This window comes from Aureimonas sp. Leaf454, from assembly GCF_001424685.1.
In the GTDB taxonomy this organism is placed as follows: domain Bacteria; phylum Pseudomonadota; class Alphaproteobacteria; order Rhizobiales; family Rhizobiaceae; genus Plantimonas.
Window position 1 is genome coordinate 327,468 of sequence record NZ_LMQT01000023.1, and the last position, 13,930, is coordinate 341,397.

At 66.4% G+C, this 13,930-nt stretch carries 10 protein-coding genes and 1 pseudogene; 5 read left to right on the forward strand and 6 right to left on the reverse strand.

Going from position 1 to position 13,930, the window contains the following annotated elements; all coding sequences use genetic code 11:
- The first annotated feature begins 229 nt into the window (after positions 1-229).
- Positions 230-1,872, forward strand: a pseudogene (locus ASG43_RS19270) (FAD-dependent oxidoreductase).
- A gap of 312 nt (positions 1,873-2,184) precedes the next feature.
- Here ASG43_RS19270 and ASG43_RS19275 read toward each other — a convergent pair.
- The 6 genes from ASG43_RS19275 to ASG43_RS19300 all read right to left on the reverse strand — a co-directional run bounded on the left by ASG43_RS19275 (position 2,185) and on the right by ASG43_RS19300 (position 8,604).
- The gene (locus ASG43_RS19275) at positions 2,185-3,129 is read right to left on the reverse strand and encodes a substrate-binding domain-containing protein (RefSeq protein ID WP_056508364.1); all 945 of its coding nucleotides are present in this window, start codon (positions 3,127-3,129) and stop codon (positions 2,185-2,187) included.
- Positions 3,130-3,204: 75 nt separating this feature from the next.
- The gene (locus ASG43_RS19280) at positions 3,205-4,203 is read right to left on the reverse strand and encodes an ABC transporter permease (RefSeq protein WP_056508365.1); all 999 of its coding nucleotides are present in this window, start codon (positions 4,201-4,203) and stop codon (positions 3,205-3,207) included.
- The gene (locus ASG43_RS19285) at positions 4,200-5,744 is read right to left on the reverse strand and encodes a sugar ABC transporter ATP-binding protein (protein WP_056508367.1); all 1,545 of its coding nucleotides are present in this window, start codon (positions 5,742-5,744) and stop codon (positions 4,200-4,202) included. Before ASG43_RS19285 ends, ASG43_RS19280 begins: the two co-directional genes overlap by 4 nt.
- A 385-nt stretch (positions 5,745-6,129) precedes the next feature.
- Positions 6,130-6,717: a DJ-1/PfpI family protein gene (locus ASG43_RS19290; protein WP_056508368.1), complete on the reverse strand. Its 588-nt coding sequence runs from the start codon at positions 6,715-6,717 to the stop codon at positions 6,130-6,132.
- A gap of 76 nt (positions 6,718-6,793) precedes the next feature.
- On the reverse strand, positions 6,794-7,741 hold the full coding sequence (locus tag ASG43_RS19295) for a substrate-binding domain-containing protein (RefSeq protein WP_056508370.1): 948 nt from the start codon (positions 7,739-7,741) through the stop codon (positions 6,794-6,796).
- Positions 7,742-7,899: 158 nt separating this feature from the next.
- Positions 7,900-8,604, reverse strand: coding sequence for a GntR family transcriptional regulator (locus tag ASG43_RS19300; protein WP_156386786.1), 705 nt, complete (start codon positions 8,602-8,604; stop codon positions 7,900-7,902).
- Positions 8,605-8,730: 126 nt separating this feature from the next.
- On the opposite strand from ASG43_RS19300, the gene ASG43_RS19305 reads away from it, so the two are divergent.
- The 4 genes from ASG43_RS19305 to ASG43_RS19320 all read left to right on the forward strand — a co-directional run.
- On the forward strand, positions 8,731-9,954 hold the full coding sequence (locus ASG43_RS19305) for an iron-containing alcohol dehydrogenase (protein ID WP_056508372.1): 1,224 nt from the start codon (positions 8,731-8,733) through the stop codon (positions 9,952-9,954).
- Positions 9,955-9,976: 22 nt separating this feature from the next.
- Positions 9,977-11,458: an NAD-dependent succinate-semialdehyde dehydrogenase gene (locus ASG43_RS19310; protein ID WP_056508432.1), complete on the forward strand. Its 1,482-nt coding sequence runs from the start codon at positions 9,977-9,979 to the stop codon at positions 11,456-11,458.
- The gene (locus ASG43_RS19315) at positions 11,458-12,309 is read left to right on the forward strand and encodes an alpha/beta hydrolase (protein WP_056508374.1); all 852 of its coding nucleotides are present in this window, start codon (positions 11,458-11,460) and stop codon (positions 12,307-12,309) included. Before ASG43_RS19310 ends, ASG43_RS19315 begins: the two co-directional genes overlap by 1 nt.
- A gap of 341 nt (positions 12,310-12,650) precedes the next feature.
- On the forward strand, positions 12,651-13,930 hold a 1,280-nt coding region (locus ASG43_RS19320; RefSeq protein ID WP_056508376.1), incomplete at its 3' end, for a methyl-accepting chemotaxis protein.

The following is a 13,930-nucleotide window of genomic DNA, read 5'->3' on the forward strand; positions in this document are numbered from 1 at the left end:
GGCACGTCGTCGATTGCCTTCAATGAGGCCTTATGGGCTTAAGCTCGCGGGAACGATAGGTCGAAGAGCGAAGGGGGGCACAGGTCGAAACGTCCCCGCCTATGCTCGCGCCGTCCTCGACCGAAAGCGATCGGCCGCCGAGATCTTCTCGCTTTCATTGCAGGCTGAGCGCAAACCTGCGATGGCGGAACGGTCCGCCGCCGCCCCGCCTCCCGGAAAGGCCGAGACCATGAGCAACACGGTCCATCGCGAGCACCAGATGTTTCCGGTGCTCGATGCATCCCAGATCGCGGCGGCGCGTCGCTTCGCCAGCGGTCCGGAAGCGCAGTTCGAGCCGGGTGCGGCCATCTACGAGATCGCGGCCGAGAACGCGCCGGCCTGGCTCGTCCTTCACGGCACGATCGAGATCGTGCGGCGCGACGGGCTCAGCCGCGAGGCCTCGGTGACGCGACAGGGCGTCGGCCAGTTCACCGGCGAGGTCGCCCAGCTCGCGGGGCGGCCCTCGCTCGTCGCCGCCCATGCCGGGCCTAAGGGCTGCACGGCCCTCCCCTTCGATCCCGCGCATCTGCGGGCGCTGATGGTGGGCTCGGCCGATCTCGGCGAGATCGTGATGCGCGCCCTGATCCTGCGGCGCGTCGCGCTGATCGCCGAAGGCGGCGCGGGAACGATCCTGATCGGCCAGCCCGGCAGCCGTCAGGTCTTGCAGCTCCAGGGCTTTCTCACCCGGAGCGGCTTTCCCAACCTCGTGCTCGACGCGGACAACGACGAGGAAGGCCGCGCGCTGATCGAGCGGGCGGGGATTTTGCCGGACGATCTGCCTCTCGTCGTCTGCCCGAGCGGGACGATCCTGAAGAAGCCATCGGAACGGGACGTCGCCTCATGCCTCGGCATGATGCCGGCGATCGATCCCGAGACGATCTACGACGTCGCCGTGGTCGGCGCGGGACCGGCCGGCCTGGCCACCGCCGTCTACGCGGCCTCGGAAGGACTGCGCGTCATCGTCCTCGATGCGCGCTCGACCGGCGGTCAGGCGGGGGCCTCGGCGCGGATCGAGAACTATCTCGGTTTCCCGACAGGCATTTCGGGCCAGGCCCTGGCGGGCCGCGCCTTCAACCAGGCCCTCAAGTTCGGCGCCGAGATCGCCGTTCCGGTGGAGGTCGAGCGGCTCGACTACACCGACGGCACGCTGTCGCTGGAGCTGGCGGGAAACCAGCGCCTCCGGACTCGGTCGGTCGTCATCGCGTCCGGCGCCCGCTATCGAAAGCCGGACATCGCGAACCTGTCGATTTTCGAGGGGGCGGGCATTTCCTATTGGGCCTCGCCCATCGAGGCGCGCCTTTGCGCGGGCGAGGAGGTCGCCCTCGTCGGCGGCGGAAACTCGGCGGGTCAGGCGGTGGTGTTCCTCGCGCCCCAGGTGAAGCGCCTGCATCTCGTCGTCCGGCGCGACCTCGCCCAAACCATGTCGCGCTACTCATCGAGCGCATCGAGGCGCTGCCCAATGTCGAGATCCATGTCGGCTGGGAGATCGCGGACCTTCAAGGCGACGCAAGGTCCGGACTCGAGGCGGTGACGTTCACGCGAAGATCCGGAGCGGATCCGCTTCGTCTGGCTCTGCGCCATCTCTTCCTCTTCATCGGCGCCGACCCGAACGCCGATTGGGCCAAGGGCTGCGTCGAGACCGATGCCAAGGGCTTCATCGTCACGGGGCACGGCACGCAGCCGCTCGCAACGAGCGTGCCGGGGGTCTTTGCGATCGGCGACGTGCGCGCGGGCTCGACGAAACGCGTCGCGGCCGCCGTCGGCGAAGGCGCCGCGGTCGTCGCGCAGATCCATGCCATGATCGCCGAGCTCTCGGCCAAGGAGGCTGCTTGACCGCCTGGTTCGATGACGATCCTGAGACCGTGGCGCCCCGGCCAGAAGCGATGGCCGCCGGCTCGAGGCCCTCGACGGCCTGCCCCCTTACCAATGGACGGGCAAGATCAGGACGGCAGACGGGGACCATCCGTCGCGTCGCGGCGCGACCTTGTTCGGCAAAAAGGCGCAGCCTTGTTCGGCAGACGCTGAGCGGTCGACCGGGCGGCCGTCCGGCGCATCCGCGCCTGCGATCCCGCCCGGCCGAAACGGTCCGGGCGGGACGGTTGTCGACGGGGGGACCAAGGTCCCCCGCCTTGCTCCCGCCGTCCGTTAGAAGGGCGAGTCGGGATAGTAGAACTCCTTGGCGTTCTCCTGTGTCACGAGGGTCGCATCGAGAATGTAGCTGCCGCGGACCGGGTTCTGGTCGAAGAGGCCGGCCGCCGTCAGATCCATGGCGGTGGCGATCATCGCCGGCGGATACAGCACGTCGACGGGCACCATCTTGTCGCCGTCCTGAACCTTCTTGATCATATCCTTCATGCCGGCGCCGCCGACGACGAACTGGATGTCGGTGCGGTTTGCCTGGCTGATGGCCTCGAGAACGCCGACGACCATGTCGTCGTCCTGCGCCCAGACCGCATCGATCTTGGGATACTTGGCGAGGTAGTCCTGCATGACCTTGAAGGCGTCGTCGCGGGACCAATTGCCGAACTGGCGGTCGAGCACCTTGACGGAAGAGCCGGCGATGCCCTCGTCGAAGCCCTTCTGCCGCTCCTCGTCGATGACGATGGGAAGGCCGCGGATGACGACGACCTCGCCCCCCGATGCCATCTTCTCCTTCATGTACTCGCCGGCGACCTTGCCGAGAGCGTGGTTGTTGCCCGCGACATAGAGGTCCTGAATCGTCGTGTCGGAAAGGGCGCGATCGACGACGGTGACGAACACGCCCTTTTCCTTGACCTGGCGGATCGGATCGGTGAGCTCGTCCGAATTGTGCGGCAGCGTCACGAGCGCGTCGATACCCTGTGCGGTGAGGTCTTCCAGCGCGTTGGCCTGGGATGCGCCGTCGGGCGACGTCTTCAGGATGATCTCGAGGTTCGGGTAGCGCGTCTTCAAAAGCTCCGCTTCCCGCTCCGCATGATAGACGACGCCGCCCGTCCAGCCGTGATCGGCGGCCGGAATGGAGACGGCCATCACCTTCTTCTCCTGCGCCAAGGCCGTCGTCGCGATGGATAGAGCCGCCAGCGCCGCGAGGCTCGCGATCGTTCTCTTCATGTGTCCACTCCCAAACTGTCGAAGGGCCGTCTTCCTTTCACGAGCGGCCGGCCCCGCCGCCGCTCGAGCATCCTGTCAGCGGCGCGACAGAGACCTCTGGATCAGCATCGCGAGAATGATGATCACGCCCTGGACCGCGCCGATGAGGTATTCGCTGACGAGGTCCGACAGGACCATGATGTTGCCCACGATCTCCAGGATCAGGGCTCCGCAGATCGTGCCCCAGACCCGGCCGACGCCGCCCCGCAGGGCCGTGCCGCCGATCACGACGGCCGTGATCGCCTGAAGCTCCCAGAGGAGGCCCGTGGTCGCCGTGGCGGCGCCGAGACGCGGGACGTAGACGAGAACGGCGATGGCGACGCACAGGCCTTGGATGATGTAGGTGAGCGTGCGGACGCGGTTGACCTTGATGCCGGAATAGCGCGCCACGTCCTCGTTGGAGCCGACGGCCATGACGTGGCGCCCGAAGCGTGTCCGGTACAGGACGAAGGCGCCGATCGCCGCCACCACGAGAAAGGCGATCACGGGCACCGGTACGCCGAGGACGTCGCCGAAATAGACGGGCCGGTAGGTGGCGCGCAGTTCCTGCGACTTCATGGCGATCGAGCCGCCTTCGGCGAGCCAGATGGTCAGCGCTCGAAAGATGCCCATGGTGCCGAGCGTCACGATGAACGGCTCGATGCGGCCGAGCGTCGTGATGAGCCCGTTGGCCAGTCCGCAAAGGGCGCCGACGCAGAGCGCAGCGGCCATGGCGAGGACGATCATCGGCACGGCGCCCTCGATCGGGGCGGCATTGAGGAGGAGGATCATCGTTCCGGCGACGAAGGCCGCCATCGAGCCGACGGACAGATCGAGCCCGCCTGCCGAGATGACGAAGGTCGCGCCGACGGCGATGACGGCGATGAAGGCGGAACGGGTGACGACGTTGGTCAGATTGTCGATGCCGAGGAAGCTCGGATTGACGAGCGCGCCGAGAACGAGGAGCGCGGCAAGCGCCGCGAAGGGCGCGACGGCGCGCAGATCGATGGACCGGCGTGGCGCCGGCGCGGTGACGGGGCTGACGGCGTCGCTCATGCGCTTGTTCCCTCGACCGCCAGTGCGGCCTCCTTCTCGCTGGCGCCGGTCGCCAGCATGACGATCTCGCGTTCGTTCATGGCCTCCCCCGATACCTCCCCCGCGATCATCCCCTCGCGCATGACGAGGATGCGATCGCAGATCCCGATCAGTTCCGGCATCTCCGAGGAGATGACGATCACCGACTTCCCGCTTTCGGCGAGTCCCGCGATGAACCGATAGATCTGCTCCTTGGTGCCGATATCGATGCCGCGTGTCGGCTCGTCGATCACCACGATCTGCGGCTCGAGCAGCATCATCTTCGCCAGCAGGAGCTTCTGCTGATTGCCGCCGGAGAGCTGTCCTGCGAGAAGGTCGCGGCTGCGCGTGCGGATGTCGAAGTCGCGCACGGCGCCGTCGAGGGCCGCATCCTCCCGCGCGGGACTGAGAAGTAGCCCGCGCGTGAAGCGGTTCAGGGCCGCCAGGGTCAGGTTGGTGCGCAGGTTCTGCTGCAGAAGGAGGCCTTTGCCCTTCCGGTCCTCGCTGATGTAGACGATGCCCGCATCCATGCTGGCCTTGGCGTCGGGAAACCGGACGGCTCGGCCCTTCATGCTGATCGTCCCCGTGACCGGCCTCAGCCCGAGAATGCCTTCCATCAGCTCCGTGCGTCCGGCGCCCACGAGACCGGCGAAGCCGAGGATCTCGCCCTTGCCCAGCGCGAAGGACGCCGACCGAACGTAGCCGGGGACGCGGATGTCCTCGACCTCGAGCACGGCAGCCTCGGCTCCTTGCGCCACGCGCTCGGGATAGAGTTTCGAAACATCGCGGCCGACCATCAGATGGGCCATGTCGGCCGGTCCGAGCCCGGCGGCGTCGTGCGTGCCGACGAGGCGGCCGTCGCGCAGGACCGTCACCCGATCCGCCAGCGTCTTCACCTCGGGAAGACGGTGCGAGATGTAGAGAATGCCGACGCCGCGCCGGCGAATGCCGTTGATGACCCTCAGCAGCGCTTCGGTTTCATGCGGTGTCAGCGAGGCCGTCGGCTCGTCGAAGATGACGACCTCGTGCGGCACGAGCAGGGCGCGGGCGATCTGCACCAGCTGGCGCTGCGCGATCGACAGGGAGCCGACGACGGCGTGCGGGTCGATCGATGCGCCGAGCCCTTCGAGAGCTTCCCGAGCGCTGCGGTTCATCGCCTTGTCGTCGAGCGTCAGGCCACGGCGCAGCTCTCGTCCCAGATGGATGTTCTGTGCGACCGTCAGGTCCGGCGCGAGCAGGATCTCCTGATGCACCAGCACGATCCCGCGGCGCTCGGCATCGGTCGGCCCCGACAGCCGCACCGGCTCTCCGCGGATCGAAAGCGTGCCGCCGCTCGGCTGCAGGTGGCCGGCCAGGATCTTCATGAGTGTGGATTTGCCGGCGCCGTTTTCCCCGATGACGGCGTGCACCTCGCCCGCCCTGAGGTCGAAGCCGATGTTCTTGAGAACTTCGACAGGGCCGAACGCCTTCGACAGACCTTCGACCGAGATCACGGGAGACAGGTCGACGCGCCCGCCGCTCATTCGGCGGCGATCCCGGCACCCGAAGCTGCCGTCGAGGCTGCAAGGGATCTCCCGTCGAGCGCTTTGCTCCAATTCACGACCATCGACCCTTCCCCACATATTTTCGAAGGATAACTTACGATCTGACCGAAGCGAACAACGCCCCGAAACCGTTCGAATATCAAGGGCCCGACGGACGTCGATCGACCCTGATCCACAAGGTCTCGTTCCGTTCGGGACGATTTGCGCGGCCAGGCACGCGCGGCCACGGCAGGCTCCGGCGCCCGCCGATCCGCGCGCTGCCGAGGGGGCGCGCCGCATCCCCTCCCGCCTTCGATCGAGCCGGAGGGAACGCGCGGCGGGCGCCGCCAGCGAAGCGCCCACCGAGGCCCTCCCTCCGGGACCGTCAGTTGTGTCGGATCTCGGTCCCCAGGACCTTCAGGCACTCGCGCATGAAGGCGGCCAGCGCCGTCCATCCGCTCGCCGACACCATGGTGCCGTCGACGATCGCCTCCGTCGGTCCGAGATCGACGTATTCGCCGCCCGCCAGGGTCACCTCCGGCTCGCAATACTTCAAGGCGGAAACCTTCTTGCCGCGCACCACGCCGTCGACGGCGATCAGGATCTGCACGCCATGGCAGATGGTGAAGATCGGCTTGCCCGCTTCGTGGAAATGCCGGACGATCGCCTGCACGCGCTTGTCGATGCGGATGTATTCCGGTCCGCGGCCACCGGCGGCATAGACCGCGTCGTAGTCTTCAGGCCGCACCTCGGAGAAGGTCTTGTTGAGCACATAGTCGTGCCCCGGCTTCTCGGTATAGGTTTGAAGCCGCTCGAAGTCGTGGAGCGACGTCTTCAGGATATCGCCCGCGTTCTTATCCGGGCATACCACATGCACGGTGTGACCGACGGCGTGCATCGCTTGCTCGAAAACGAAGATCTCGTATTCCTCGCTGAACTCGCCGACGAGCATCAGGATTTTCTTGGCTGGCATTTTGGGTCCTCGCTTGGCCTCTGATGATGCGTGCGTGCGGGCATACCGTCCCGCACGCCGCTGGATCCGACGGATGTCAGAACGGGGAATCCGGGAAGTAGTATTCCTTGGCGTTCTCTTTTGTGATGAGAGGCGCGTCGAGCTTGACGCTGCCACGCACGGGCACCTGACCGGTGAGGTTGGCGGCGGTCAGGTAGATCGCGGTCTTGATCATCGATGGCGGATACGGCGTCTCGATCGGCGTCATCGCATCGCCGGCCATGACCTTCTCGATGATCTCCTTCATCCCGTTGCCGCCGAGAGCGTATTTGATGTCGGTGCGGCTCGACTGCTGGATGGCCTGGAGAACACCCATCAGCATGTCGTCGTCATTGGCCCAGACGGCGTCGATCTTGGGATATTTGGCGAGGTAATCCTGCATCAGCTTGAACGCATCGTCGCTGTTCCAGTTGGCGTACTGGATGTCGAGGATCTTGATCTCCGAACCTTTCAGTACGTCTTCGAAGCCTTTGATGCGCTCGTCGTCGATGACCGTCGGGATGCCGCGCAGAACGACCACGTCGCCCTTGCCGCCGAGCTTGTCGACGAGGAACTTCGCCGTCGTGCCGCCGACCGCGATGTTGTCGCCGGCGACGTAGAGGTCCTGAATGGTGGGATCGGTGAGGCCGCGGTCGACGACCGTGACGAAGAGGCCGTCCTTCTTCAACGTCTGCACCGGACCCGTCAGTTCTTCCGAACTGTGCGGCAGGATCACGAGGGCGTCCAGTTGGCCGCCGGCCGCCAGATCCTCGATGGCGCCGACCTGGGCGGCGGCCGAGGGGGACGTCTTCACCACGACGTCGATGCCGGGATAGGCGGCCTCGATCTCCTTGGCCGCAGCCTCCGCATGATAGACGACGCCGGCCGTCCAGCCGTGATCGGCCGCTGGAATGGACACGGCGATCGTCTTTTTCTCTTGCGCCACGGCGGCGCCCGCCAGGAGCAGCACGCCGGCCGCGACGGCCGTTATCTGTTTCAATGTCATTGTCGTTTCCTCCCTGTATGAAGCGTTGACCCCAGGTCCTCTGCGGGACCTTGGGATTCAGTTCGAAAGCCGCCGCGTCCTTTCAGACGCCTCGCGGCCACCCGCGATCGCGAAGGCCGCGCCGACGGCGTCGGAGGCGACGAAGACGAGGCCCGCCGTCACGGCGCATCCTCGAAGGCCGGCCGGAGGCGATCCCGCGATCGCATGATGTGCTCGCGCATCGCCGTCTCGGCCGCTTTCGCATCCCTGGCCTTCAAGGCATCGAGAATGCGCTCGTGCTCTTCGAGCGCCTCCTCGGTGACGCGCGCGTGGTACATGAGGCGGAAGATATGGAAGTGGGTGTGGAGGTGTCCGAGGGTGGTTCGGATCAGCTCGTTGCCGGCGATGCCGACGACCATGTCGTGAAACACCGCGTCGTGGCGCGCGAAGAGCGAATAGCGGACGCGCTCGTCCGGCCCGCCGCCCCGCCGCTCCATCACGCCCGCGGCATCCGTCAAAGCCACGAGCGAAGCGTCCGTCATCCGACCCGCCGCATCCGCCGCGGCATGCGGCTCGAGAAGAAGCCGGAGTTCGTAGAGCTCCTCGAACTGTTTCTGGGTCACCTGGGGCGCCGCGCTGTAGCCGACGAGATGGGTCTTGATGACAAGCCCCTCGCCCTCGAGCCGCCCGAGCGCCTCGCGGATCGGCGTCTGCGACACATTGAGTTCACGCACCAAGCTGTCGACGGTGATCCGCGTGCCCGGCGCGATCTTCAAGGCCATGAGCTGGGCATAGATCGTCTCGTAGACCTCGTTGGCGAGGCTGGCCGACCGCTGGATCGGCGCCGCTGGCTTGGAAGCATCTGAGTACGAAGCGTTACGCATTCTCACCTCTTGACAATAAGCACGACTTAACACGATGGTCGCACGCATTCAATACGATATCGTATAGGATATGATTTTTGCAGTTGCACCGGGTGTCCCGCCCGGAACAGCCAGAAAGCCACCGAGATGACGCTCTTCGCAGCCCTTCGACTCCCCGGCGAAATTCTCTTCGGGAAGGGACAACGCGCGGCCCTCGGGCGGATTGCCGCGCGCCTGGGCACGCGGGTTCTGGTCTGCACGGATTCGCGGATGAGCGCCGATCCCGTGTTTCGGGCGATGATCGCCGATCTCGAGGCGCATGGATTGGCCGTCCGCATCGACGACGAGGTCCAGCCCGACGTTCCACGCGACTCGGCGCGGGCCTGTGCGGAGAAGGCCCGCTCCTTCGCGCCCGACATCGTCGCCGGCATCGGCGGCGGCAGCTGCCTCGATATGGCGAAATGCGCGGCGCTGTTGCTGGCGCACGGCGGCTCGCCGAGCGACTACTACGGAGAGGGCAAGGTTCCCGGTCCCGTCCTACCCGTCATCGCGGTTCCGACCACGGCCGGGACCGGATCGGAAGTCACGCCCGTCGCGGTGCTGTCCGACCCCGACCGCCTGCTGAAGGTCGGCATTTCCAGTCCGCATCTCATTCCCCGCTCGGCGATCTGCGACCCGGACCTGACCATGTCCTGCCCCGCTTCGCTGACCGCGATCGCGGGCGCGGACGCTCTGACGCACGCGATCGAAGCGTTCATGGCCCGGACGAGGGAGCCGTCCGCGCAACTGGCTCAGGATCACGTCTTCGTCGGAAAGAGCGCCCTGACCGACCATTTCGCGTTCCTTGCCATCGAACTCCTTTCCAGAAGTCTCGAGCGCGCCTGCAAGGACGGGAGCGACGAAGCGGCCAGAGCGGACGTCATGATGGGTGCGCTGGCCGCCGGTTGCGCGTTCGGCACGGCCGGCACGGCCGCGGCGCACGCCCTTCAGTATCCGGTCGGGGCGGTCACGCACACGGCGCACGGTCTCGGCGTCGCGACGCTCCTGCCGTTCGTGATGACTTTCAACCGCTCCGCCAGCCTGCCGGAACTCGTTCGGATCGCCGCCGCCATGGGCCTGTCGGGCGACGGCCAAGGGCCGGAGAAGCTCGCCCAGCGCGTCATCGAGAGGATCGACACGATCTTCGCCGCCATCGGAATTCCCGGATCCTTGCGCGAACTCGGCCTTGCCGAGGATCGGTGCGACTGGACTGCCGAACAGGCGCTCGGCATCGAGCGCCTCATCAAGAACAACCCACGCTCCATCGATCTCGGCGCCATGAAGCAGCTCGTCAGAGCCGCCTATGACGGCGATCGCCGGGCCGTCGGCTAGCCACAACACGAGGACCGGACCCATGAACGTCATTTCTCCTACGCCCGTCGATGCGATGCCCGGCGCCGTCGACTGCACGCCGTTCGCCAGGGGGCTCTTCATCGGCGGCGCGTGGCGGCCGACCGCCGGCACCATTGCGGTGGTCGACCCATCGACCGAGCGGGTCATCGCCGATGTCGCCGACGCCGGGATCGAGGACGCCATGGCGGCCGTCGACGCGGCTCATCGGGCGGCACCGGCCTGGCGCGCAAAGTCGCCGCGCGAACGATCCGAGATCCTGCGCCGCTGCTTCGAACTCATGATCGAACGCTCGCACCTGCTCGCCACCCTGATCTCGCTGGAAAACGGGAAGGCGCTCGCGGACGCCAAGGGCGAGGTCGCCTATGCCGCCGAGTTCTTCCGCTGGAATGCGGAGGAAGCCGTTCGCATCACGGGCGATCTCGGCACGGCGCCTTCGGGCTCCAACCGCATCCTCGTCGACTATGCACCGATGGGCATCGCGGTCCTCGTCACCCCTTGGAATTTTCCAGCCGCCATGGCCACGCGCAAGATCGCGCCGGCCTTGGCCGCGGGCTGCACCGTGGTGCTGAAGCCGGCGAGCGAGACGCCCCTGACAGCCTATGCGCTCGCCGAACTCTACCGGGAAGCCGGCGTGCCCGACGGCGTGGTCAACGTCGTGACGACCTCCCAGCCGGGCCCCGTCGTCTCCGCGATGCTGGACGATCCCCGCGTTCGCAAGCTCTCCTTCACCGGATCGACCGGCATCGGCCGGGTGCTTCTGGCCGAGGCGGCCAGGACCGTCGTCAGCTGTGCGATGGAGCTCGGCGGCAATGCACCGTTTGTCGTGTTCGACGACGCGGACCTCGAGGCTGCGCTCGACGGCGCGATGATCGCCAAGATGCGCAATGCCGGCGAAGCCTGCACGGCGGCCAATCGTTTCTACGTGCAGAGCGGGATCTACGAGCGCTTCGCCTCCGGCCTCGTCGCCCGCATGGCCGCCTTGCGGATCGGCCCCGGCACCGACGCGGCGACGCAATGCGGTCCGATGATCACGAGGAAGGCCGTCGAGAAGATCCACCGACTGGTGATGGACGCGACGTCGCGCGGCGCGGATCTTCTGCAAGGGGGAACCGCGCCGGCGGGAACGGGCTACTTCTATCCCCCGACGGTTCTCGGCAATGTTTCGCCCGACGCCCTTCTCATGCACGAGGAGATTTTCGGACCCGTCGCCGCCCTGGCGCGCTTCGAGACGGAGGACGAGGTGATCGAGGCTGCCAACGACACGGAATACGGCCTGGCCAGCTACATCTTCACGGGCGATATGAAGCGAGCCCTGAGGGTTGCCGGCCGGATGGAGGCGGGGATGATCGCGATCAATCGGGGTCTGGTTTCCGACCCGGCGGCCCCCTTCGGCGGCGTGAAGCAGAGCGGTCTCGGCCGGGAAGGCGGCCATCACGGCGTGCTCGACTATCTGGAACCCAAATACATCGCGGCTTCCTTCTGATGGCGCCGGCCACGGATCTCTTCCGCACCCGGGATCACGTCGCCGACTTCGACAAGCTCGTCTCGGGCTATGCCGAGACCAGCGCGGCGACACGCCTGCGTCGTCGGTCGGTCCTCGGCGTGCCCTACGGCCCCGGCGCGGGAGAAACGCTCGATGTGTTTCTGCCGGAAGCCGGCCCCTGCCCGGCCCCCGTCCACGTCTTCGTGCACGGCGGCTACTGGCGGATGTTCGCCAAGGAGGACTTCTCCTTCATCGCGGAAGCCGTCCTGCCGGACGGGGCCATCGCCGTCGTCATCGACCACGCCTTGATGCCGGGCGTTCGGATGGCGCACATCGTGGACCAGGTGCGGCGCGCCCTTCGCTGGGTGGCCGACCATATCGAACGCTACGGGGGCGATCCGGCGGCTCTGTCCGTCAGCGGCCATTCGGCCGGAGCCCATCTCTGCTGCTGGCTCCTTTGTTCCGACGCGGACGTTCCGCCGATCCGGTCCGCGCTGCTCCTCAGCGGGCTCTACGACCTGGCACCGCTGCAAAGCTCGTTCCTGCAGGACCTCATCGGCCTCACGGACGGCGAAGTGCAGCGATGGTCGCCATTGGGAGCCGGCTTCCGGACGACCGCGAAGATCTGCGTCGCCGTCGGCGAGTGGGAGACATCACCGTTCCACGAACAGGCCCGCCGCATGACGGACCATCTGACGCTGCAGTCGGTCGCTGCGAGACTGGAACGGCTTCCCGCGACCGACCACATGACCGCCGTGCGCGACCTCGCCATACCCGGCACACCGGCAGCGCATGCGATCCGATGGACATTGGCCGAAGCGGCGACGGCGCCGGGAGCGTCCGGCAGCTGAGCACGGCGGCTTCTCCGACGAACCCAGAGCCATCGGCAGCCTGCGGGCGCAGATCCGACCGCCGTTTCGACACGTCCGGGTTCGCGATCATGCGGAAGGCTTTTGCCGTCGGGCGACCCTGCGACGACAGCAGGTCGACCTGCCTCGGCTTTGCGACGATCTCTTCAGGCCGGCGCTTCTTCCCCAGAGTTTCCGACATCCTCCACAGAATCAAAAAGACCATTCCAAGGAGAAATTTTTCCACGTGCCGTTCAATTCGGAAGTGATGGAGATTTCATTATAAGATGAGAAATCATTTTGACGCCTACTGATTGCATCAATGCGCTCGAAGGATCATCTCAATGCTGAGCCAATTCCGGATTACGACGAAGATCGCCTCGATCGCCATCGTCATCAGCCTGATTGGCTTCTTGGCCTCCCTCTACGCGGCAAGCGTCATCCGCAGCGCCGATGACCGCTACTCCGAGATGATCGAGAAACTCGACAAGTCGACGCTTTATCTCGCGCGCCTGAACCGCATGACGAACACGATTGGCTACAGCGTCTACCGAGCGATCACCACCAACGAGCCAGCTAAGTCTGCGGCGGCCGCAAAGACCGCGGCGGATGCCATCGATAAGGGCAAGACCTACATCGACGCCGTTTATGCTCGCTTGGCGGACAAGCAAGTTCAGGTGGACGAGCTTCGCGCCGTCTTCAATAGCATCGCGGAGGAAGCGACCAAGGCTGCCGCCTTGGGTGTGGCCAATCAAAACGAGGCGGCCATCGCTTTGATGGAAACGGTCGACGTCAAGATCGTCGACCTGTCCACCAAGATCACCGCGCTGAACGACGAGACGATCAAACGCGTCGACGCGATGGCGGCCGAGCTGACGGACGCATCCTACGCGAACTCCTACCTCCTCATCGGCGGCACGGCAGCGAGTGCGCTTCTCGGTCTCGTCGCGGCCCTCTGGATCTCCTCCAAGGGCATTACGGGACCGCTGAACGTCCTTCGCGAGAAGATGGCGGAGCTCGCGAACGGCGAGCTCGAGACCGAGATCTCCGGCCAGACCCGCGGCGACGAGGTCGGCGCGATGGCGAAAGCCGTGCAGGTCTTCAAGGACGCGGCGGTCCAGAACAGGCGCCTCGAAAAGGAAGCCGCCGCGACCGAACGGGCGCAGGCGGAGCAGCGCGACCACCAGTCCGCCATCGACAGCGCCAAGGCCGAGGACCTCAAGGCCTTCGTCCATCTCGTGGAAGCAGGCTTCGACGCCCTTTCTTCCGGGGACCTCACCGTCCGCATGGAAAAGGCCGTGGCTCCCGAGTTCGAACCCATCCGCGCGAAGTTCAACGGTTCGGTCTCTCAGCTTGAGGCCACGATCGGCTCGGTCGTCGCGGCCGTCGGCACGATGCGCGTCGGCCTCAACGAGATCACGGTCGCCGCGGGCGACCTCTCCCAGCGCACCGAGCAGCAGGCGGCCAGCCTGGAGGAGACCGTCGCTGCCCTGTCGGAGGTGACGCGCGGCGTCGGCCAGACGGCCCAGAGCGCCGACGACGCCCGCGCCGCGGCCTTCCTGGCGCAGAAGGAGGCCGAGAAGGGCGGCAACGTCGTGACGCGCGCCGTCGCGGCCATGTCCGA

Coding starts and splice junctions, on each gene's coding strand:
- ASG43_RS19295 (WP_056508370.1), bottom strand. CDS start 7,741: ATGACATTGAAACAGATAACGGCCGTCGCGGCCGGCGTGCTGCTCCTG.
- ASG43_RS19305 (WP_056508372.1), top strand. CDS start 8,731: ATGACGCTCTTCGCAGCCCTTCGACTCCCCGGCGAAATTCTCTTCGGG.
- ASG43_RS19315 (WP_056508374.1), top strand. CDS start 11,458: ATGGCGCCGGCCACGGATCTCTTCCGCACCCGGGATCACGTCGCCGAC.
- ASG43_RS19285 (WP_056508367.1), bottom strand. CDS start 5,744: ATGAGCGGCGGGCGCGTCGACCTGTCTCCCGTGATCTCGGTCGAAGGT.
- ASG43_RS19280 (WP_056508365.1), bottom strand. CDS start 4,203: ATGAGCGACGCCGTCAGCCCCGTCACCGCGCCGGCGCCACGCCGGTCC.
- ASG43_RS19290 (WP_056508368.1), bottom strand. CDS start 6,717: ATGCCAGCCAAGAAAATCCTGATGCTCGTCGGCGAGTTCAGCGAGGAA.
- ASG43_RS19300 (WP_156386786.1), bottom strand. CDS start 8,604: ATGCGTAACGCTTCGTACTCAGATGCTTCCAAGCCAGCGGCGCCGATC.
- ASG43_RS19275 (WP_056508364.1), bottom strand. CDS start 3,129: ATGAAGAGAACGATCGCGAGCCTCGCGGCGCTGGCGGCTCTATCCATC.
- ASG43_RS19310 (WP_056508432.1), top strand. CDS start 9,977: ATGAACGTCATTTCTCCTACGCCCGTCGATGCGATGCCCGGCGCCGTC.